At 67.2% G+C, this 17,102-nt stretch carries 14 protein-coding genes; 8 read left to right on the forward strand and 6 right to left on the reverse strand.

Annotated features, from left to right (window positions below; all coding sequences use genetic code 11):
* Positions 1-264 precede the first annotated feature (264 nt).
* Entirely contained in the window at positions 265-3,453 is a 3,189-nt protein-coding gene (locus tag F816_RS0107800) for an efflux RND transporter permease subunit (RefSeq protein ID WP_019594270.1), read from the reverse strand.
* Positions 3,450-4,706: an efflux RND transporter periplasmic adaptor subunit gene (locus F816_RS0107805; protein WP_019594271.1), complete on the reverse strand. Its 1,257-nt coding sequence runs from the start codon at positions 4,704-4,706 to the stop codon at positions 3,450-3,452. The genes F816_RS0107800 and F816_RS0107805 overlap by 4 nt, the downstream gene beginning before the upstream one ends.
* Positions 4,707-4,890: 184 nt before the next feature.
* Here F816_RS0107805 and F816_RS0107810 point away from each other — a divergent pair, with 184 nt between their 5' ends.
* Positions 4,891-5,445 (forward strand): copper chaperone PCu(A)C, encoded by a 555-nt coding sequence (locus tag F816_RS0107810; protein WP_019594272.1) that lies wholly within the window; start codon positions 4,891-4,893, stop codon positions 5,443-5,445.
* A gap of 41 nt (positions 5,446-5,486) precedes the next feature.
* On the opposite strand, the gene F816_RS0107815 is transcribed toward F816_RS0107810, so the two are convergent.
* Positions 5,487-6,344: a peptidylprolyl isomerase gene (locus F816_RS0107815; RefSeq protein WP_019594273.1), complete on the reverse strand. Its 858-nt coding sequence runs from the start codon at positions 6,342-6,344 to the stop codon at positions 5,487-5,489.
* Positions 6,344-6,640 (reverse strand): YciI family protein, encoded by a 297-nt coding sequence (locus tag F816_RS0107820; RefSeq protein ID WP_019594274.1) that lies wholly within the window; start codon positions 6,638-6,640, stop codon positions 6,344-6,346. Before F816_RS0107820 ends, F816_RS0107815 begins: the two co-directional genes overlap by 1 nt.
* A gap of 412 nt (positions 6,641-7,052) precedes the next feature.
* Here F816_RS0107820 and F816_RS0107825 point away from each other — a divergent pair, with 412 nt between their 5' ends.
* From F816_RS0107825 to scpB, 5 genes are read left to right on the forward strand one after another with little or no spacing between them, the layout of a single operon-like run.
* Complete coding sequence (locus F816_RS0107825; RefSeq protein WP_018168560.1) at positions 7,053-7,667, forward strand: L-threonylcarbamoyladenylate synthase; 615 nt, start codon at positions 7,053-7,055, stop codon at positions 7,665-7,667.
* A gap of 50 nt (positions 7,668-7,717) precedes the next feature.
* On the forward strand, positions 7,718-9,085 hold the full coding sequence (locus tag F816_RS0107830; protein WP_019594275.1) for a DUF945 family protein: 1,368 nt from the start codon (positions 7,718-7,720) through the stop codon (positions 9,083-9,085).
* Between the two features lie 57 nt (positions 9,086-9,142).
* Complete coding sequence (locus F816_RS0107835) at positions 9,143-10,363, forward strand: tryptophan--tRNA ligase (RefSeq protein ID WP_018951017.1); 1,221 nt, start codon at positions 9,143-9,145, stop codon at positions 10,361-10,363.
* Positions 10,364-10,378: 15 nt separating this feature from the next.
* The gene (locus F816_RS0107840) at positions 10,379-11,248 is read left to right on the forward strand and encodes a ScpA family protein (RefSeq protein WP_019594276.1); all 870 of its coding nucleotides are present in this window, start codon (positions 10,379-10,381) and stop codon (positions 11,246-11,248) included.
* Positions 11,245-11,964: an SMC-Scp complex subunit ScpB gene (gene scpB, locus F816_RS0107845; protein ID WP_026333195.1), complete on the forward strand. Its 720-nt coding sequence runs from the start codon at positions 11,245-11,247 to the stop codon at positions 11,962-11,964. The genes F816_RS0107840 and scpB overlap by 4 nt, the downstream gene beginning before the upstream one ends.
* Before the next feature lie 2 nt (positions 11,965-11,966).
* Here scpB and F816_RS0107850 read toward each other — a convergent pair whose 3' ends face one another.
* Positions 11,967-12,707 (reverse strand): FKBP-type peptidyl-prolyl cis-trans isomerase, encoded by a 741-nt coding sequence (locus tag F816_RS0107850; protein WP_019594278.1) that lies wholly within the window; start codon positions 12,705-12,707, stop codon positions 11,967-11,969.
* A 326-nt stretch (positions 12,708-13,033) separates the two neighbouring features.
* Here F816_RS0107850 and F816_RS0107855 point away from each other — a divergent pair, with 326 nt between their 5' ends.
* Entirely contained in the window at positions 13,034-14,365 is a 1,332-nt protein-coding gene (locus tag F816_RS0107855) for a sulfite oxidase (protein WP_019594279.1), read from the forward strand.
* A 9-nt stretch (positions 14,366-14,374) separates the two neighbouring features.
* Complete coding sequence (locus tag F816_RS0107860; protein WP_018950348.1) at positions 14,375-14,701, forward strand: hypothetical protein; 327 nt, start codon at positions 14,375-14,377, stop codon at positions 14,699-14,701.
* 102 nt (positions 14,702-14,803) lie between these two features.
* On the opposite strand, the gene rlmKL is transcribed toward F816_RS0107860, so the two are convergent.
* Positions 14,804-17,026 (reverse strand): bifunctional 23S rRNA (guanine(2069)-N(7))-methyltransferase RlmK/23S rRNA (guanine(2445)-N(2))-methyltransferase RlmL, encoded by a 2,223-nt coding sequence (rlmKL, locus tag F816_RS0107865; RefSeq protein WP_019594280.1) that lies wholly within the window; start codon positions 17,024-17,026, stop codon positions 14,804-14,806.
* Positions 17,027-17,102: the final 76 nt, after the last annotated feature.

The following is a 17,102-nucleotide window of genomic DNA, read 5'->3' on the forward strand; positions in this document are numbered from 1 at the left end:
CACGGAGTACACAGAGAAAATCGAAGAAGGTTTCGAGCCGCGCAGGATGTCGTGGAGCCAAGGGAAGCGGATCAATGCCCCGCCACCTGTCTGACTGGACCACTCACCGGTCTTCTCGCTCCAGCTTTTCGGCCCCCAGGACCACCCTCGCATTTCTCCGTGCCCTCCGTGCCCTCTGTGGTGCAACCGCCCTTGACCTAGCCCTTTTTCGTGTCTTCGTGCGCTTCGTGGTGAAAATACAAAGCCCCGGGCGGGCCGAGAGGGCTATTCGGTGGCGTGGTGGGTGGTGGTGGCGCCGCGGTCGAAGAGGCCTTCGTAGAGGCGCAGCAGGGCCGGGATCACGAACAGCACCAGGACGGTCGCGATGGCCAGGCCGAAGACGATGGAGATCGCCATCGGAATCAGGAACTGGGCCTGGACCGAGCGCTCGAACAGCAGCGGCGTCAGGCCGGCAATCGTGGTCACCGAGGTCAGGATGACCGCGCGCAGGCGCTGGCAGGCGGCCTCGACGATCGCGTCCTGCAGGGCCAATCCGGCCTCGCGCAGGCCCTGGTAGAAGCTCACCAGGATGATCGAGTTGTTGACCACGATCCCGGTCAAGCCGAACAGGCCGAACAGCGACAGGATGGTCAGCTCCACGTTCAGGATCCAGTGCCCGAGCAAGGCGCCGAGGATGCCGAAAGGGATGATCGCCATCACGATCAGCGGCCAGCCCCAGGAGCCGAACACCCAGGCCAGGGTGATGTACATCAGCCCCAGCGCCAGGATCAGGCCCGTGCGCATGTCGGCGAAGGTCTCGGCCTGGTCGGCGGCGCGCCCCTCGAACGAATACTCGATGCCGTAGCGCGCCGCGAGGTCGTCCAGCGGGCCGTCCTCCAGCGCGGCGCGGATGCGCGCGGCGTTGTTCACGCTGCGGTCCACCTCGGTGGAGACCTGGATGGCCAGGCGGGTGTCGGCATGGCGCAGGGTCTCGAAGCCCTGGCGCGAGCGCAGATCGACCACGCTGCCGAGTGGCGCGAATTCGCCGCTCGGCAGGCGCAGGTTCAGCCGCTCCAGGCTTTCGCTGGAATGGCGCTCGTGGTCCGGCAGGCGCACGCGCACCTCGACCTCTTCCAGCCCGTCCTGGTAGAGCTGGGCCAAGTGGCCGTCGAAGGCGTCGCGCAACTGGGCGCCGACCGATTCGGTGGTCAGGCCCAAAGCGCGACCCTCCGGATTGACCTGAAACACCAGCTGTTCGCGGCCGAACGGGGTGTCGTCGTTGGTGGCGAAGGTGCCGGCGAAGTCATCGAAGATGTCTGCCAGTTCCAGTGCTGCGTTCTTCAGCACATGCGGGTCGTCCCCGGTCAGGCGGACCTCCAGGTCGCGCCCGGGCGGGCCCGTCTGGCGCTCGTCGATGCTGAAGTTCTCGATCCCCGGGGCCTGGCGCACGCGTTCTTCCCAGGCCTGGATGAACTCGCGGTTGCGGACCTCGCGCTGCTCCGGCGAGATCAGCTCCACCTGGATGTTGCCGAATTGGTCGCCGCGCGGGGCATTGCCGTCGCCGGGGTCGATGCCGCGTCCAAGACGGGTGACCGAGGCGCGCACGAGGTCGCCGCCGAGCTCCTCTTCGGTCTCCGCCAGGGCCTCCTCGACGTGGATCAGGAAGGCCTCCACCCGCTCCGGCGGGGTGCCGGCGACGAAGTTGACGCCGGCGTTGACGATGGTGCCCTCCGGCGACGGGAAGAAGGTGAAGCCGATGCGCCCACTGGCGGCCAGGCCGATGGCCAGGATCAGAGCGCCGACGGCCAGGGCAAGAGTGGTGCCGGAATGATTGACCGAGACCGTGACTGCGCGGCGGAAGGCGCCGTTGCGGAAGCCCTCGAAGCCGTTGTCGAAACGCTCGCGCAGGCTGCCCGGGCGCGGCGGCTTGAGCCGGTGCATCACGCCCTTCAGGTGGGCAGGCAGGATCAGGAAGGCGATCAGCAAGGTGGCGACAATGACGCAGATCACCACCAGCGGGATGTCGAACAGGATGTTGCCGATGATCCCGCCGATCAGCATCAGCGGCAGGAAGGCGGCTACCGTGGTCAGAGAGGCGGCGATCACCGGCCCGACCATGCGCCGGGCGCCGTCGCGCGCGGCGCGGCTGGCCGAGAGCCCGCGCTGGTGCAGGCTGTAGGCGTGCTCCGAGACGACGATGGCGTTGTCGACGATGATCCCCAGCGACATGATGAAGCCGAACAGCGAGATCATGTTGATCGAGCCGCCGACCACCCACAGCACCACGAAGGCGGCGGTGAACGCGATCGGGATGCCCAGTGCCACGCGCAGGGCGATGTGGCGGTTGAGGAACAGGAACAGGATCGCCAGGACGAGTAACAGGCCGCCCAGACCGTTTTTCAACAGCAGCGTGATGCGCTCGGACAGGAGCTCCCAGAAGGCGTCGGTGACCTGTAGATCAACCCCTGGTGGCAGGGCGGGGCGGGTCTCGGCCAGCCAGTCTTCCAGTACCTGTGCAGCGGCGAGGGAGTCGCCGGTCTCCGAGCGGAGCAGCTGCATCTCGATCGCCCGCTGGCCGTTGGCGCGGACGCGCACCTGGCCATCGCGGTGGCGCAGGTCGAGGGTCGCGATGTCGCCCAGCGTCAGGCGCCCCAGCTCGCCGTCGCCGCGCAGGATCAGGCGTTCGAAGCTGACGATGTCGCGGGCCTGTTCCAGGCTGCGGATCTGGCGCGCGGTATCGTCGCGTCCCACCGAGCCGGCTGGCAGGTCCTGCGCCATGGCGCGGATCTGCTCGCCGATGTCCGCGAGCGTCATGTCCAGGCGGTAGAGCGTTGCGGATGGCACCTGGATGGCCATCTCGTCCTCGGTCAGGCCGGTGAACTCGATGCGCGCGATGCCGGCATCCAGCAGCTCGCGCTCGAACTGACGCGCGAGGATGCGTAGTTGCTGCGGGTCTTCGGGGCCGGTGAGAAGCAACCGCGCCACCGGTTCGTAGCGGATGATGCGGGTGACTACCGGGGTCTCGGCGGCCTCCGGCAGGTTGCGCTGCTGGTTCACACGGTCGTTGACCTGCTCCAGCGCCAGGGTCATGTCGGTCCCGGCCTCGAACTCCATGGTGACCACGCCGATGCCCAGCGCCGAGGTGGAGGTCATGTTGCGCAGGCCGTCGACGGTGCGCAGGTCCTGCTCCAGCGGGTCGACGATGGCGCGTTCGACATCCTCCGCGCTGGCCCCGGTCCAGGGCACCTCGACGGTGACGAAGTCGAGCTCGAAGTTGGGGAAAAACTGGGTATTGAGTTTGGTCAGGGCGAAGGCCCCGGCCAGCAGCATCAGCGCGATCAGCAGGTTGGCGGCGAGGCGATGCTCCAGGAACAGCTGGATCGGGCCGCGCGGGGACGCGTCGTTGTCCCGCGCGCCACCGCCGGGCATCGGCGGCCCGGACTCTGGCGCGGGGCCGGGTTCGGACTCGCTCATTGCACGGAATCCTGGGCTTCGACCTCGACCCGCAGGCCATCCACGGCGTTCGGCAGGCGGGTGGCGATCAGGGTGTCGCCAGCGGTGATCGCGTCGCTGCGGATCAGGGCGAGGGTGTTGCCGTCCGCGTCGATAAAGTCGCCCAGGCGTTCCACTTGCAGGGACTCCAGGCGCCCTTCAACCACGCGGAACACGCGGTCGCGTCCGAACAGCGACTCGAACGGGACCGCAAGGCTGTCGGGCTCCTCGGGCAGTTGCAGGCGCAGCTCGACGAAGCGGTTCAGCGGCAGCCGCTGGCCCCCCGAGCGGACCTCGAATACCCCGCGTATCCCGGATTCTCCGGTGCGGGTCTCGCCCTCTAGGCGTGCCAGCTCCGTTTCGATTTCGTGGCCGCCGACCATGGCGCGTGCGGGGAGGCTCGTGCCCGCCTGCAGCAGGGCCTCGACCCGGGCGACCAGGTGTTCCGGGAGGCTGGCGCGAACCTCCAGATCGTCCACGGCGTACAGCCGCAGCAGCGGGTCCCCCGGCCGGGCGCGTTCGCCAGTGGCGACCTCGACCTCGACGATGCGCGCGTCGAAAGGGGCGCGGATAGTGGTGCGCTCCAGGTCGATCGCGGCCTGCGCCTCGGCGGCGCGGGCCCGCGCCAGGCGGGCCTCGGACTGGGCCAGGCGCATCGGGGCATCGGCCACGGCCTGCGCGCGGCTGTCCACGGTGATGCTGGCCTGTTGCAGACGTTCGCGGGCGGCATCGACGTCGGCTTCGGAACCGAGGTTGCGTCCGCGCAGGTCGCGGGCCCGTTCCAGGCCGCGCTCGGCGATCGCCAGCAGTTCGCGCTCGCGCTGCAAGGCCTCGCGGTCGAAGCGGGCGCGCAGTTCCTCGCTCTCGACCGCGCCTTCCAGTTCGCGGCGTTCGGCCTCGCGCTGGTCCAGCAGGAGCTGGGCCTCGCGCGGGTCGATGCGGACGAGGGCATCGCCCGACGCCACCCGCTGCCCTGCGCGCGCCGGCACGTCTTCGATCTCCCCCTCGACTGCGGCACGCAGCAGCGCATCGCGGGCGGACTGGCTGCGTCCGTTCAGGATGATGCCCGGGCGGTGGGTGCCGGGCTCGGCGGTCAGACCCTGCACCGGCCAGGTGCGTTCGCTGGCCTCCGGCGGCGGGGCCGAGGGCCCGGTCGCGCGCAGAATCATGAATCCGACCACCGCGACGGCGAGGATCAGGACAGGGAGGATGGCTCGGCGGAGGGCGCGCGGCATGGGTATCTCGATTTGTTCGCGGTACTGGCAAGCCGGGTATGGCTCGTCGCTTGGAGACGCGCGCGGGCCGGAGGTTCCCGCAGCGGGCCACATCATACCATCGCGGTTTGTGGGGGAACCCCCGCGGTTGCGGTCGGTCCCTATTGTGCCAATATTACGGTTTGCTTAAATGAGGATAAAGGCGATGAGGGGATCCAAACTGTTTCTTGGCGGCCTTTTGGCGGCGGGTTTGCTGGCGGGCGGCGTTGCGGCTCCGGTCCTGGCCGAGGACCCGCAGATCTGCGAGTGCCGCGATGGCCTGGAGATGGAGGGGACGCCGTGGATTCGCCTGATGCCGGGCGACATGACGGGTGGTTACTTCGTGCTCCGCAATAGCGGCGATCAGGATTATCGAATCGTTGCGGCGGAGGCGCCCATCGCGAAGGTGGTGGAGCTACACGAGCATGCCCATGTGGATGGCGTGATGCGCATGCGTCAGGTCGACGGCCTGGAACTCCCGGCTGGCGAGACCCTGGTGCTGGAGCCGGGCGGACTGCATCTGATGTTCATCGGCCTGCACGAGCCGCTGACGGCGGGGGACTGGATCCCGGTGCTCCTGGAGTTTGCCGACGGCGAAACCATGGCGATTCATGCCCGGGTGCAGCGGAGCGAGGGTGCCGGTGAGGGTCACCCCCGCGGGCACATGATGGACGGAGACGCTCACGGCATGGACCACGGGGCCGGGCACGACGGGCACTGAAATGGCCGCGGCGTACCCTTTGGGGGCGTCGCGTTCCGGCCTTACTGGTTGGCGGGCCGGGTCGGGATCTCGACGTTGGCGTCTTCGCGCAGCGCCTCCAGGTACTCCTGGATGGCGCGGCTTTCGAGGATCTCGATCAGCTCGGCGCGCACTTCTTCCAGTTCCGGCACCGGGGTATCGCGGGTTTCCTCCAGGCGGATGATGTGCCAGCCGAAGCGGCTCTCGACCGGTTCCGCGGTGGTCTCGCCCGGTTCCAGCGCCATGGCCGCCTCGCTGAACGCGGGGACCATCTGTTCCGGGGCGAACCAGCCGAGTTCGCCACCACGGGCCGCCGAGCCCGGATCGGTGGAATGGGCCTCGGCCAGTTCGGCAAAGTCCGCGTCGGCCTCCAGCTCTTCGAGCAGTTCGCGGGCGCGTTCCGCCTCTTCCACCAGGATGTGCCGAGCGCGATATTCGGTGCCGCGGATCTGTTCGATCTGGCGGTCGTACTCCGCCTCGAGGTCCGCCTGGGTGATGTCGAGCTCTGCGGTGATGCGCTCCATCAGCAGCGAAGCCAGCAGGTTGGTCTCGACCATGCGCAGGATGCGCCGGGTCTCGGCATCGGTATCCAGCCCGCGGGCGATCGCCTCCTGACGCAGTAGTTCAAGGCTGATCAGTTCCTCCAGCGTGCCGTCGCTCTCGACCGGGCCGGGATCCTCGTCCATGCCGGCGTAGGCGAACAGGTCGGCGCGGGTGATTGCCTCACCGTTGACGATGGCGACGGTATCGGCGTCCCCGGTACCCGTGGTGACTTCGTCACCGGTGGACTCCGGCGTGGCCTGTTCCTGCGTGTCGCAGGCGGCGAGCAGGCCGGCGAAGGCCAGGGCGCCGAGGGCTGTGGTCAGGATGCGCAGCTTCATCAGAACACCTGCTTGAATGGGCGTACGTCGACCGCGGTGTACACGCCCGCGGCCACGTAGGGGTCGGCGTCGGCCCATTCACGTGCGGCATCCAGCGAGGGGAACTCCGCGACGATCAGGCTGCCGGTGAAGCCGGCCGGGCCGGGGTCGTTGCTGTCGATGGCGGGGCAGGGGCCGGCCAGGATCAGGCGTCCGTCGTCGCGCAGGGCCTGCAGTCGGGCGACGTGTTCCGGGCGCGCGGCCAGGCGCGCATCCAGCGAATCGGGGGCATCCTCGCCCTGAATCATGTACAGCATCGGCGTTCTCCTCGGTAAGGGCGTCATTCTAACGATGTCCGTGGCCGGATGCCGTCAAGGAGACGCTGATTGAATCGCGCGCTCGCGTTGGTGCCCCCTGTTTTCCGAGACAAGGCGCGTCGCGCAGCGGGTAGTGAGTCTACCCGCAAGCGGCGCAACGCAGGATCGGGGAACAGGGGGCACCAACCCCACAAACCATTGAACGTAGGGGCTCGGCCGCTTTTGTGCGCGAACAGCGTTGCGGTTCCTTTGTGCAGAGTGACTGCACGGCAGTCACCGCGCCTTGTTCGCACGCAAAAGCGACTCGAGCGCGAGCGCGCGATTCAATCAGCGTCTCCTTAAGGGCTCGTTCTTATGGGCGCGCCGATGGATGCGCTACACTGCGCGGCCGAACACCGCACCGACTTGTCCCATGATCTCGATCCACCCCGATAATCCCCAGCCCCGGCTGATACGGCAGGTCCTGGACCAGCTGCAGGAGGGGGCCGTCATCGCCCTCCCGACGGATGCCTGCTATGCGCTGGCCTGCCTGCCGGGGGACAAGACGGGGGCGGATCGCATTCGCCGCATCCGTCAGGTGGACGAGACCCATCACCTGACGCTGTTGTGCCGCGATCTCTCGGAACTGGGCGTGTACGCGAAGGTGGACAACACCGCCTTTCGCCTGATGAAGGCCCTGACCCCGGGGGCCTACACGTTCATTCTGCCCGCCACCCGCGAGGTCCCGCGACGGCTGCAGCACCCGAAGCGCCGTACGATCGGCATGCGCGTGCCGGCGAGCCCGATTGTCTCGGCGCTGCTGGAAGAGCTGGGGTCGCCGCTGATGTCCGCGACCCTGCAACTCCCTGGGGATGAACACCCGTTGAGCGAGCCCTGGGAGATCGAGGAGCGCCTGGGCAAGGTGGTGGATCTGGTGATTGACGGCGGCGCGGGGACCCTGGAGGCCACCAGTGTGGTGGATCTAACCGGCGACGCGCCCGAGGTGATGCGGCATGGCTTGGGCGACGTGGGATTTCTGGATGAATAGCCCCGGCCGACGGCGGGGATCACGGCGCGGCACGGCCGCAGGGAGGCGCAATGCGTAAGTGGGTGGTTCTTGCGGTGGTGGTGCTGGCAGTGGCGGCTATCTGGCCGGTGGTGGTTGGCACACAGGTCGAGGGTACCGTCGCCGAGACACACGAGGCTCAGCTTGGCGAGGTGTATCTGCGTCACGAGATGCTCGAATACGAGCGTGGCTACCTGGCCGCCAGCGGTCGCAGTCGGCTGATCCTGGAGGATGCCGACGGGCGCTTCGAGATCCCCCTGGTACACGCTGTGCGCCATGGCCTGCTGGGGGCGCGCGGCGATTCCTTCGTGGATCTGGATACCCTGGCCGCCCCGGACGACTCGCTGCTCGCCCACCTGTTGCGCTCGCTGGATCTGCAGGTGCATTCGCGCTCGGGGATCGGCGGTGGCGTGACCACCCGCATTGCGTTCGACGATCTGCGCATGGACCTGATGAGCGTGCCCGAGGTGGCCGAACACGCCGCTACGGTGGGCGGCCCGCTGTGGCTGGATCTTGCGGCGGGCCAGGGGCGCTTCGCCTGGTCGTCCGAGCAGATCCTGGTGAGCCTGGACCTGCCGGAAACGAGATTGTCCGATGCCAGTTTCTCGTGGGAGGCGCGCGAGGCGCGTTATGCCACGGTATTCGAGGCCGATGCCGACGGGGTCTTCGGACGGCTGCCGGACTACGAAGGCGGCCTGGCGGCGGCCGTGATCGAATTGCGTGAGGGCGAGGCGACCCGCCTTCACCTGGAGCGCCCGCGCCTCGACGCCTTCCAGCATACGAACAACGACCGCATGGATTCGCGCCTGCGGCTGCAGGTCGATCACGCCCGGGTGGATGATGGTGCGGGGGATGCCCTGACGCTGACGGCCCTGGACCTGCAGGCGGGGATCCTGCGCTGGGACCGTCCCAGCATGCTGCAGTTTCTGGCCGAGCTGGAAGCGGTCGACGCGCGTGGCGTCGCGGGCGAGCAGCGCAATGCCCTGATCGGTTCGGCGATGATCGATGCCCTGGGCGGCATGATTGAACACCAGCCGGCGATCCAGTTGAAGGCGTCGCTGAACGAGGAGCCGACGCGGCAGTTCGCGCTGGACGCCGAGCTCGGCCTACATGGCACGCAGCAAAGTCTGACGACCCGCCCGCTGGAGACCCTGCGGCTGGACAGCGATCTGCGACTCGGGCTGGAATGGGTGGCCGAATTCGACGCCGCGTATCCCGATATCGACCTGGACGCGCAGTTGCATGCCCTGGCCGCGGATGGCTGGGTCCGTCGCGATGCCGAGGCCGGCTACTGGCACGGCACGCTGGCGATGGCGGACGGCCGTGTGCGCATCAACGATGTGGATCGCACGGCAATGCTTCTGGCCTTGCTGTTCGCCTTCTCCGGCGGCATGTTCTGAGACGACTGTCCGGGCGTGGACGCGCCCGTTTTATTCTGAGAGGAAGGGATAGATTCCGTGAGCAGTAACCAGGGTACCAACCAGCGCGTGATCTCCGGCATGCGCCCCACCGGGCGCCTGCATCTGGGCCACTACCACGGTGTGCTGAAGAACTGGATCGAGTTGCAGCACAACTACGAGTGCTTCTTCTTCGTCGCCGACTGGCATGCGCTGACCACCCATTACGAGGATCCGGGTGACCTGCAGCAGCACGTGACCGAGATGGTCATCGACTGGCTGGCGGCCGGAGTGAGCCCGGGGTCCGCGACGCTGTTCGTGCAGTCGCGCGTGCCGGAGCACGCCGAGCTGCATCTGCTGTTGTCGATGATTACCCCGCTCGGCTGGCTGGAGCGGGTACCGACCTACAAGGATCAGCAGGAGCAGCTGCGCGAGAAGGACCTGGCGACCTACGGATTCCTCGGCTATCCGGTGCTGCAGAGCGCCGACGTGCTGGCCTACCGCGCGGGCATGGTCCCGGTGGGCGAGGACCAGGTGTCGCATCTGGAGGTCACACGCGAGATCGCGCGGCGTTTCAATCACCTCTACGGCCGCGAGCCCGGCTTTGCGGAGAAGGCCGAGGCGGCCGCCGACAAGATGGGCAAGAAGGCCGCCAAGCGCTACCGCGACCTGCGCAAGCGGTTCCAGGAGCAGGGTGAAGAAGAGTCGCTGGAGGTCGCCCGGGCCATGCTCGATTCGCAGCAGAACATCTCGCTGGGGGATCGCGAGCGCCTGTTCGGCTACCTCGAGGGTGGTGGCAAGATCATCCTGCCGGAGCCGCAGCCGCGCCTGACCCCGGCCTCGAAGATGCCGGGGCTGGACGGGCGCAAGATGTCCAAGAGCTACGGCAACACCATCAGCCTGCGCACCGAGCCGGCCGAGGTGGAGAGCCTGATCCGTACCATGCCGACGGACCCCGCGCGGGTGCGGCGCACCGATCCGGGGGATCCGGAAAAGTGCCCGGTATGGGATCTGCACAAGGTCTACACCGACGCGAGCCAGCGCGAGGAGCTGTACGCCGGCTGCACCACGGCCGGCATCGGCTGCCTCGACTGCAAGCGCCCGCTGATCGAGGCGGTGCAGGCCGAGCTGGAACCCATCCAGCAACGTGCCAAGGAATACGCCGAGGACCCGGCGCTGGTGCGCTCCATCATCGTCGAGGGCTCCGAGGCCGCCCGCGAAGAGGCCCGCGAGACCCTGGAAGAGGTGCGCCGGGCCATGGGCCTGGACTACCTGCGATGAGCCAGAGTCTGAGGCATGGACCCGTACGCTGACTCGAGCGACGACCTCGAGCGCCCCGCGGCCGTCGAGACCGGCGCGCACGGGGAGGTGCTTTATCGCGTGCATGGCGAGCCGGTGGCGGAGCTGCCGGCCGATCTCTATATCCCGCCGGACGCCCTGGAGGTGTTTCTCGACTCCTTCGAGGGGCCGCTGGATCTGTTGCTGTACCTGATCCGTCGCCAGAACCTCGACATCCTGTCGATCCCCATCGCCGAGATTACTCGGCAGTACATGGGCTATATCGAGGTAATGCAGGCCCTGCGCCTGGAACTGGCGGGGGAATATCTGGTGATGGCCGCCCTGCTGGCCGAGATCAAGTCGCGCATGCTTCTGCCACGGCCGAAGGAGGCCGATGCAGACGAGGATGCCGACCCGCGCATGGCGCTGATCCGGCAGCTGCAGGAATACGAACAGTTCAAGATTGCCGCCGAACGAGTGGATGCCCTCCCGCGCATGGATCGCGATGTATTCGCCGCCGGCGCCAGCGTCGAGGCGCTCGAGGGTCCACCGCCGCCCGGGCCGACGCTGGACGAGCTCATGGAGGCGCTGGCGGCGGTGATGCACCGTGCCAGTCTGATGGCGCACCACCATGTCTCCACCGAGCAGCTGTCGGTGCGCGAACGCATGTCGAACATCCTCGACAGCCTGGATCCCGAACGCTTCACCGATTTCGTGACCCTGCTTCTGGCTACCGAGGGGCGCCAGGGAGTCGTGGTGTCGTTCCTGGCTGTGCTGGAGCTGACCAAGGCCGGCCTGATCGAGTGGGGCCAGAGCGAACCCTACAGCCCTATCCGGTTGCGCCGGCGTGGGGCGCCCGTGGGAGACGAAGGGGGAGAACTGGTGTGAGTGAACCCACTGTATCGAATGTGCAGGTGCGTGCCGCCGCCGTTGATGACGAGCAGTTGCGGGCCGTCGAGCTGGCGGTGGAGGCCGTGCTGTTTGCGGCCGCGGAACCGGTGGGGCCGCGCGACCTGAAGGCTGCCTGCGAGGACCTTGGCGAGATCGATCAGGCCTTACTGGAACGGGCGCTTGGTCGTCTGCAGGAACGCTATCACGATCGTGCGATCGAGCTGGTGCGCTCCGCTGGCGGGTATCGCTTCCGCGTGCGTTCGCGCTTCTCCGCGACCGTGCAGGCCGCCCAGCCCGAGCGCCCGGCGCGGCTGTCACGGGCCCTGCTGGAGACGCTGGCGATCATCGCCTATCGCCAGCCGGTCACCCGTGCCGAGATCGAGGCCGTGCGCGGGGTGGCGGTCAGTACCGGGATCATGCGCACGCTGCAGGAGCGCGAGTGGGTGCGGGTGGTAGGGCACAAGGAGGTGCCGGGCCGGCCCGCGCTGTACGCGACCACCCGTAGCTTTCTCGACGACCTGGGTCTGCAGCGACTGGAGGAACTGCCGCCGCTGGACCAGATCCGCGACCTCGCGGATGTGGCCTCCGACGCGGGCCTTAGCCTGTCGCCACCGGCCGCGAAAGAAGACGCCGGTCCGGGCACGAACCAGCGTCTCGATCTCGATGACGGGGATGCCGATCCGGAGCCGGCACCCCCGACGCACTCACTCTGAGATCAGCACTGGGCCGTTTCGGCGGTTTCCGGGCAGTCGTGCTGTACCAGGCGATCGTCGTCCAGCCATTCCATGATCCCGTCGGTCACGTTGTAGACGTTCTCGTAGCCAAGGCCGTCGGCCAAAGCGCGGGCGAGGGCACCGGTGCGGTTGCCCACACGGCAGATCAGTACGACTTCCTCGTCGGGCTTGACCAGATTGGTGAACTGTTCGCCAAAGGTCGGGTCGAGTTCGCCATTCTCGTCGAAGGCGGTAATGCGGTGGCTGCCCTCGATCACGCCGGTCTCCGCCCATTCGTCCGGACGACGGATGTCGACGATGGTTGCGCCCTCACGGATCTTCTCGGCCAGGCCTTCGTTGTCCAGCCCGCTAAAGGGCGCGCGTTCGACTTCGAGGATCTCGACCTCGAAGCGCAGGGTCGCGTTGGACGGGATGATGTTGCCGGCTCCGCGTTCGCCATAGCCGAGTTCCGGCGGGATGACGATCTCGCGCTTGCCGCCTTCGCGCATGCCCATCACGCCCTGTTCGAAGCCCGGGATCACCTGGCCCGCGCCCAGCGTGAGCGCAAATGGCGTGCCGGACTCGCGGCTGGAATCGAAAACGCTCCCGTCTTCTTCCAGTGTCCCGGTGTAATGCAGGATGGCCGTGTCATGGCGCACGATCCCGGGCCCTTCGCCGGCTTCGATTTCGTGGATTTCGATGGATGCTTCCGACTCTGCACTGGCAATGCCGCCTGCGAGCATTGAGCCGATCAGCGCTGCTGTAAATATAATAAAGCCGGAATATGCGGAACGACAAAACTTGATCTTCATTATGTAGCATCCATTAATATTAAAAATGGTTAATAAGGTATTTGGATCAGAAAGTTGCAAGATTCAGTGGGGCGCTATTCTACACCACATGTCAGTGATCGAATACAGGCGTTATGTAGGAATGTTTGGATCTTGTAAAAAATCCCCATTTTTTATTGCAGGCTTTGAAGGCGTTTGCTACAACTCCATGTGGCTGTCCCAGGGAGAGAGGGGCAGTACATGAAATTTTGTTCCGAGAACAAGCCGGAGGCAGGCAAATGACTGACCACAAGAACGATGGTTCCGAGATGGACCGCAAGTCCGAAGAAGAAATCCGGGAGACCGAACAGCTGACCGAGACGGGCGTCGCCCGTCGCGGTTTCCTGGGTCGCCTGGGCAAGGGCGGTGCCGCCCTGGCCGTGATGGGTCTGGGCGCGGAAACCGCCATGCAGACCATGTTCAACCGCAGCACCCTGTCCAGCGCCGTGGCCGCCGGCATCGAAGGCTTTCACGTGGAGGGCAAGGTGGACGGCGTTATCTGGCTGAATGACCGCCCGATCAACGGCGAGCTGCCGCCGCACCTGCTGCACGACGAAGTGACGCCGTTCCCCAATATGTTTGTCCGTAACAACGGCGTTCCGCCGGAGAAGGCCGGGATCGATGCATCCGCATGGACCCTGACGGTGCACGGCGAAGCGGCAAACGGAGAAAAGTCCTACACCATCGCGGACCTGAAGGAGAAGTTTGAGCATCACACCTTGCAGATCTGGATCGAGTGTGGCGGCAATGGTCGCGCCGCGTTCTCGCCGTCGCCGCGCGGTAACCAGTGGGATCTGGGCGCAATCGGCTGTCCGACCTGGACCGGTGTGCGTCTGCGCGACGTGCTGGAAGACGTCGGTTACGATGCCGACAAGGCCGAGTACATTGGCTTCAAGGCTGGTGACGCGCACCTGAGCGGTCGTGATGATCTGGATGCGCTGTCGCGTGGCTGCCCCATGCGCAAGGCCGTGGAAGACGAGACCCTCATCGTCTGGGCGATGAATGGCGAAGACATCCCGGAACAGCACGGCTATCCGCTGCGCCTGATCACCCCGGGCTTCCCGGGTTCCGCCAGCGGCAAGTGGCTGACCGAGATCCTCGTCCGTGATCGCGAGCATGACGGTCAGGGCATGACCGGTCACAGCTACCGTATGCCGCGACATCCGGTGGAACCGGGTGCGGATGTGCCGAACGAGGACATGGTGGTTCTCGAAGAGATGCCGGTGAAGTCGCTGATCACCTACCCACAAACCGGCGCCGAGGCCTTGGTGGGCAGCACGTTCAAGGTAGCAGGTAAGGCCTGGGACGGGTACGGCGATGTCGAAGAGCTCCATGTCTCCACCGACTTCGGGGTGACCTGGCAGAAGGCCGACCTGAAGCGTCCGGTGAACAAGTTCGCCTGGCAGACCTGGGAAGCGGATATCGAGTTCTCCGAACCCGGTTTCCATCAGGTGTGGGCCGTGGCCACCAACAGCAAGGGTGATCGTCAGCCGATGGTGCTGCCGGGCTGGAACCCGCGGGGCTACGGCAACAACAAGGCCCACCACATCGATGTCCGCGTCAAAGCGTAAGGAGCACCAATGAAGTCGAAGATGGTCCTGTTGTTGCCGGCCATCCTCGGCCTCCTCTGGGTGGCGCCCGCATTTGCGGGCGACCACGTCGAGGCGGCCGAGGAGTACAAGACCGACTCGGAAACCGGGCTGATCAAGGCCCCGGGATTCGATACGGTCAAGAACAATTGCACGGTATGTCACTCGGCCCGGTTGTTCACCAGCCGTGGGTACACCCGCAAGATCTGGCTGGAACAGATCCGCTGGATGCAGGACACCCAGGGGCTCTGGGAGTTCTCCCCCGAAGTGGAGGAGGAGATCCTGGATTACCTGGAAACCTTCTACCCACCGAGTTGATCGTGACACGGTGAAGACAAAACGCCCCGGGTTTTCCCGGGGCGTTTTTTTGTGTGTGCCCTGTGCAGGGCGGGGCGCCGTTGCCCTCGGCGCCCCGCCTCTTTATTCGCGGCCTTCGTGCGTGATGGCCCAGCAGCGATGGGGCGGGGGCGGGCGGCGGTAGTCCTCGTCCAGCGTCTCGCGGGTGATGTCGCGGGCCTTGAGTCCGGTCAGGGCCTCGTGGTCCAGCTCGAAGCGGCGGCGGTTGGTGGAGAAGTAGAGCACGCCATCCGGGGTGAGCAGGCGCGCGGCCAGGAGGATCAGGTGGGCATGGTCGCGCTGCACCTCGAAGTCGTCCTCGGTGCGCTTGGAGTTGGAGAAAGTGGGCGGGTCCAGGAAGATCCGCTCGAACACCATGCCGGGGGTGTCCGTGGCCCCTTCCAGCCAGTGGATCACGTCCTCGCGCAGCAGGGCGTGGGTGCCGGGCTGGCGCCGGCTGCGGCCATCGCGGATTTCGGCCTCCAGGCCGTTGGCGCGGAAGTTGTCCTCGGCCCACTCCAGGTAGGTGTTGGACAGATCGACTGATACGGTCTGGCGGGCGCCGCCCACCGCGGCATGCACGCTGACGGCGGCGGTGTAGCAGAACAGATTCAGCAGGCGCAGGTCGCGGCATTCCTGTTGCAGGCGCAGTCGCATCGGCCGGTGGTCCAGGAACAGCCCGCTGTCGAGGTAGGCATCCAGGTCGACCCACAGGCGGCAGCCGTGCTCGTGCACCGGAAACGGAGCGGGCTGGACGGTCTCCGCCCGCTGGTACTGCGAGCGTCCCTTCTGTGCCCGGCGCTGCTTGTAATGCAGATGGGCGGGCTCGACGCCGGTAACGTCCAGCATCGCGGCCAGTGCGCCGCGCAGACGCGCCTCGGCGCGTGCGGGATCGACGCTGGCGGGCGCGGCAAACTCCTGCACATGCAGGTGAACTGTGCCGTCCTCGGCCTCGTAGCGGTCGATCTGCAGGGGATATTCGGCCAGGTCGGCGTCGTAGATGCGATAGCAGGTGATCTCCTGGCGCCGCGCCCAGCGGGTCAGGTGGCGCAGGTTCTTCTGCAGCCGGTTGGCGAAATCCGGCGCCGGGGCCGCGGCCGGCTCGTCGCGCCGATGGATCTCGAACTGCAGCAGGTGGCAGGCAAGGGTGCCGTTGTAGAAGCGGTGCTTGTGGCTGGCGCGCAGGCCCAGGCGTTGCGAGTCCGTGGTGTCCGCCACCAGCAGGGCGACATGCCAGCCGCCGAAGGCGCTGCGCAGGCGCTCGCCCAGCAGGCTGTAGAGCTTGATCAGTTCCGGGGTGTTGCCGATGCGCTCGCCGTAGGGCGGGTTGCTAACCAGCATGCCGTGGTCGGCCGGGGGCTCCAGGGTCAGGGCATCAGCCTGCTCGAAGCGCGTGCAGTCGCGCACGCCGGCGGCCTGGGCCGCCTTGCGGGCGGCGGCCACCGCCCCCCGGTCGCGGTCGCTGCCCAGCAGCGGCGGGCCCTGCCAGGGGCGCACCGCGTCACGCGCCTTGGCCACGCAGCGGTCCCAGAGCCCGGTGTCGTGGCCGGACCAGCCGTGGGGGCGGAAACCCTCGCGCAGCAGGCCGGGGGCGGTACGGGTGGCCATCAGGGCGGCCTCGATCACGAGAGTGCCGCTGCCGCAGAAGGGGTCGAGGAACTGCGCGTCGGGATGGGTCTCCAGGTGTTCCGGCCAGCCGGCACGCATCAGCAGCGCGGCGGCGAGGTTCTCGCGCAGCGGGGCGTCGCCGCCGCTGCCGCGATAGCCGCGACGGTGCAGGCCACCGTTGCCGAGGTCCAGGCTGATCTGGGCCTGTCGGCCCTGCAGTTGCAGCAGCACGCGCACGTCCGGATCCGCGGCGTCCACGTCGGGACGTTCGCCGGTGGCGTCGCGGAAGGCGTCGGCGATGCCGTCCTTCACGCGCACCCCGGCGAAATGGGTATGCCCGATGTGCGAACTCTTGCCGGTCACGTCCACCGCAAAGGTGGCGTCGAGTCCGAACAGGGCGGGCCAGTCCAGGGCCCGGCTGGCGACGTAGCAGGCATCGCCGTCGGGTTCGTCGAAGCGTACCAGCGGCAGCAGGATGCGGCTGGCCACGCGGGTGCCGAGCAGGCAGCGGTACAGCGTGGCGAGATCCGCGTGAAAGTGGATGCCGGCGCGGTCTTCGCGCAGGTCCAGGGCACCGAAACTCTCCAGCTCGCGGGCCACCAGCGGGGCGAGCCCGCCGGCGGCCGTGGCCAGGTACTCGCGGCGGTCGGCCGTCGGGTCGAAGGGGGCAATCGGTTCGCCGGAGGAAGACTCGGTCATCGTGGGCTCGGGCTGGCTGGGAAGCCCGACATTCTGTCACAACCGGGTGCCGTGCCGGAGCGGGACTGGGGACTCG

The sequence above is a fragment of the Thioalkalivibrio sp. ALM2T genome (assembly GCF_000381505.1).
Taxonomy (GTDB): Bacteria; Pseudomonadota; Gammaproteobacteria; order Ectothiorhodospirales; family Ectothiorhodospiraceae; genus Thioalkalivibrio; species Thioalkalivibrio versutus.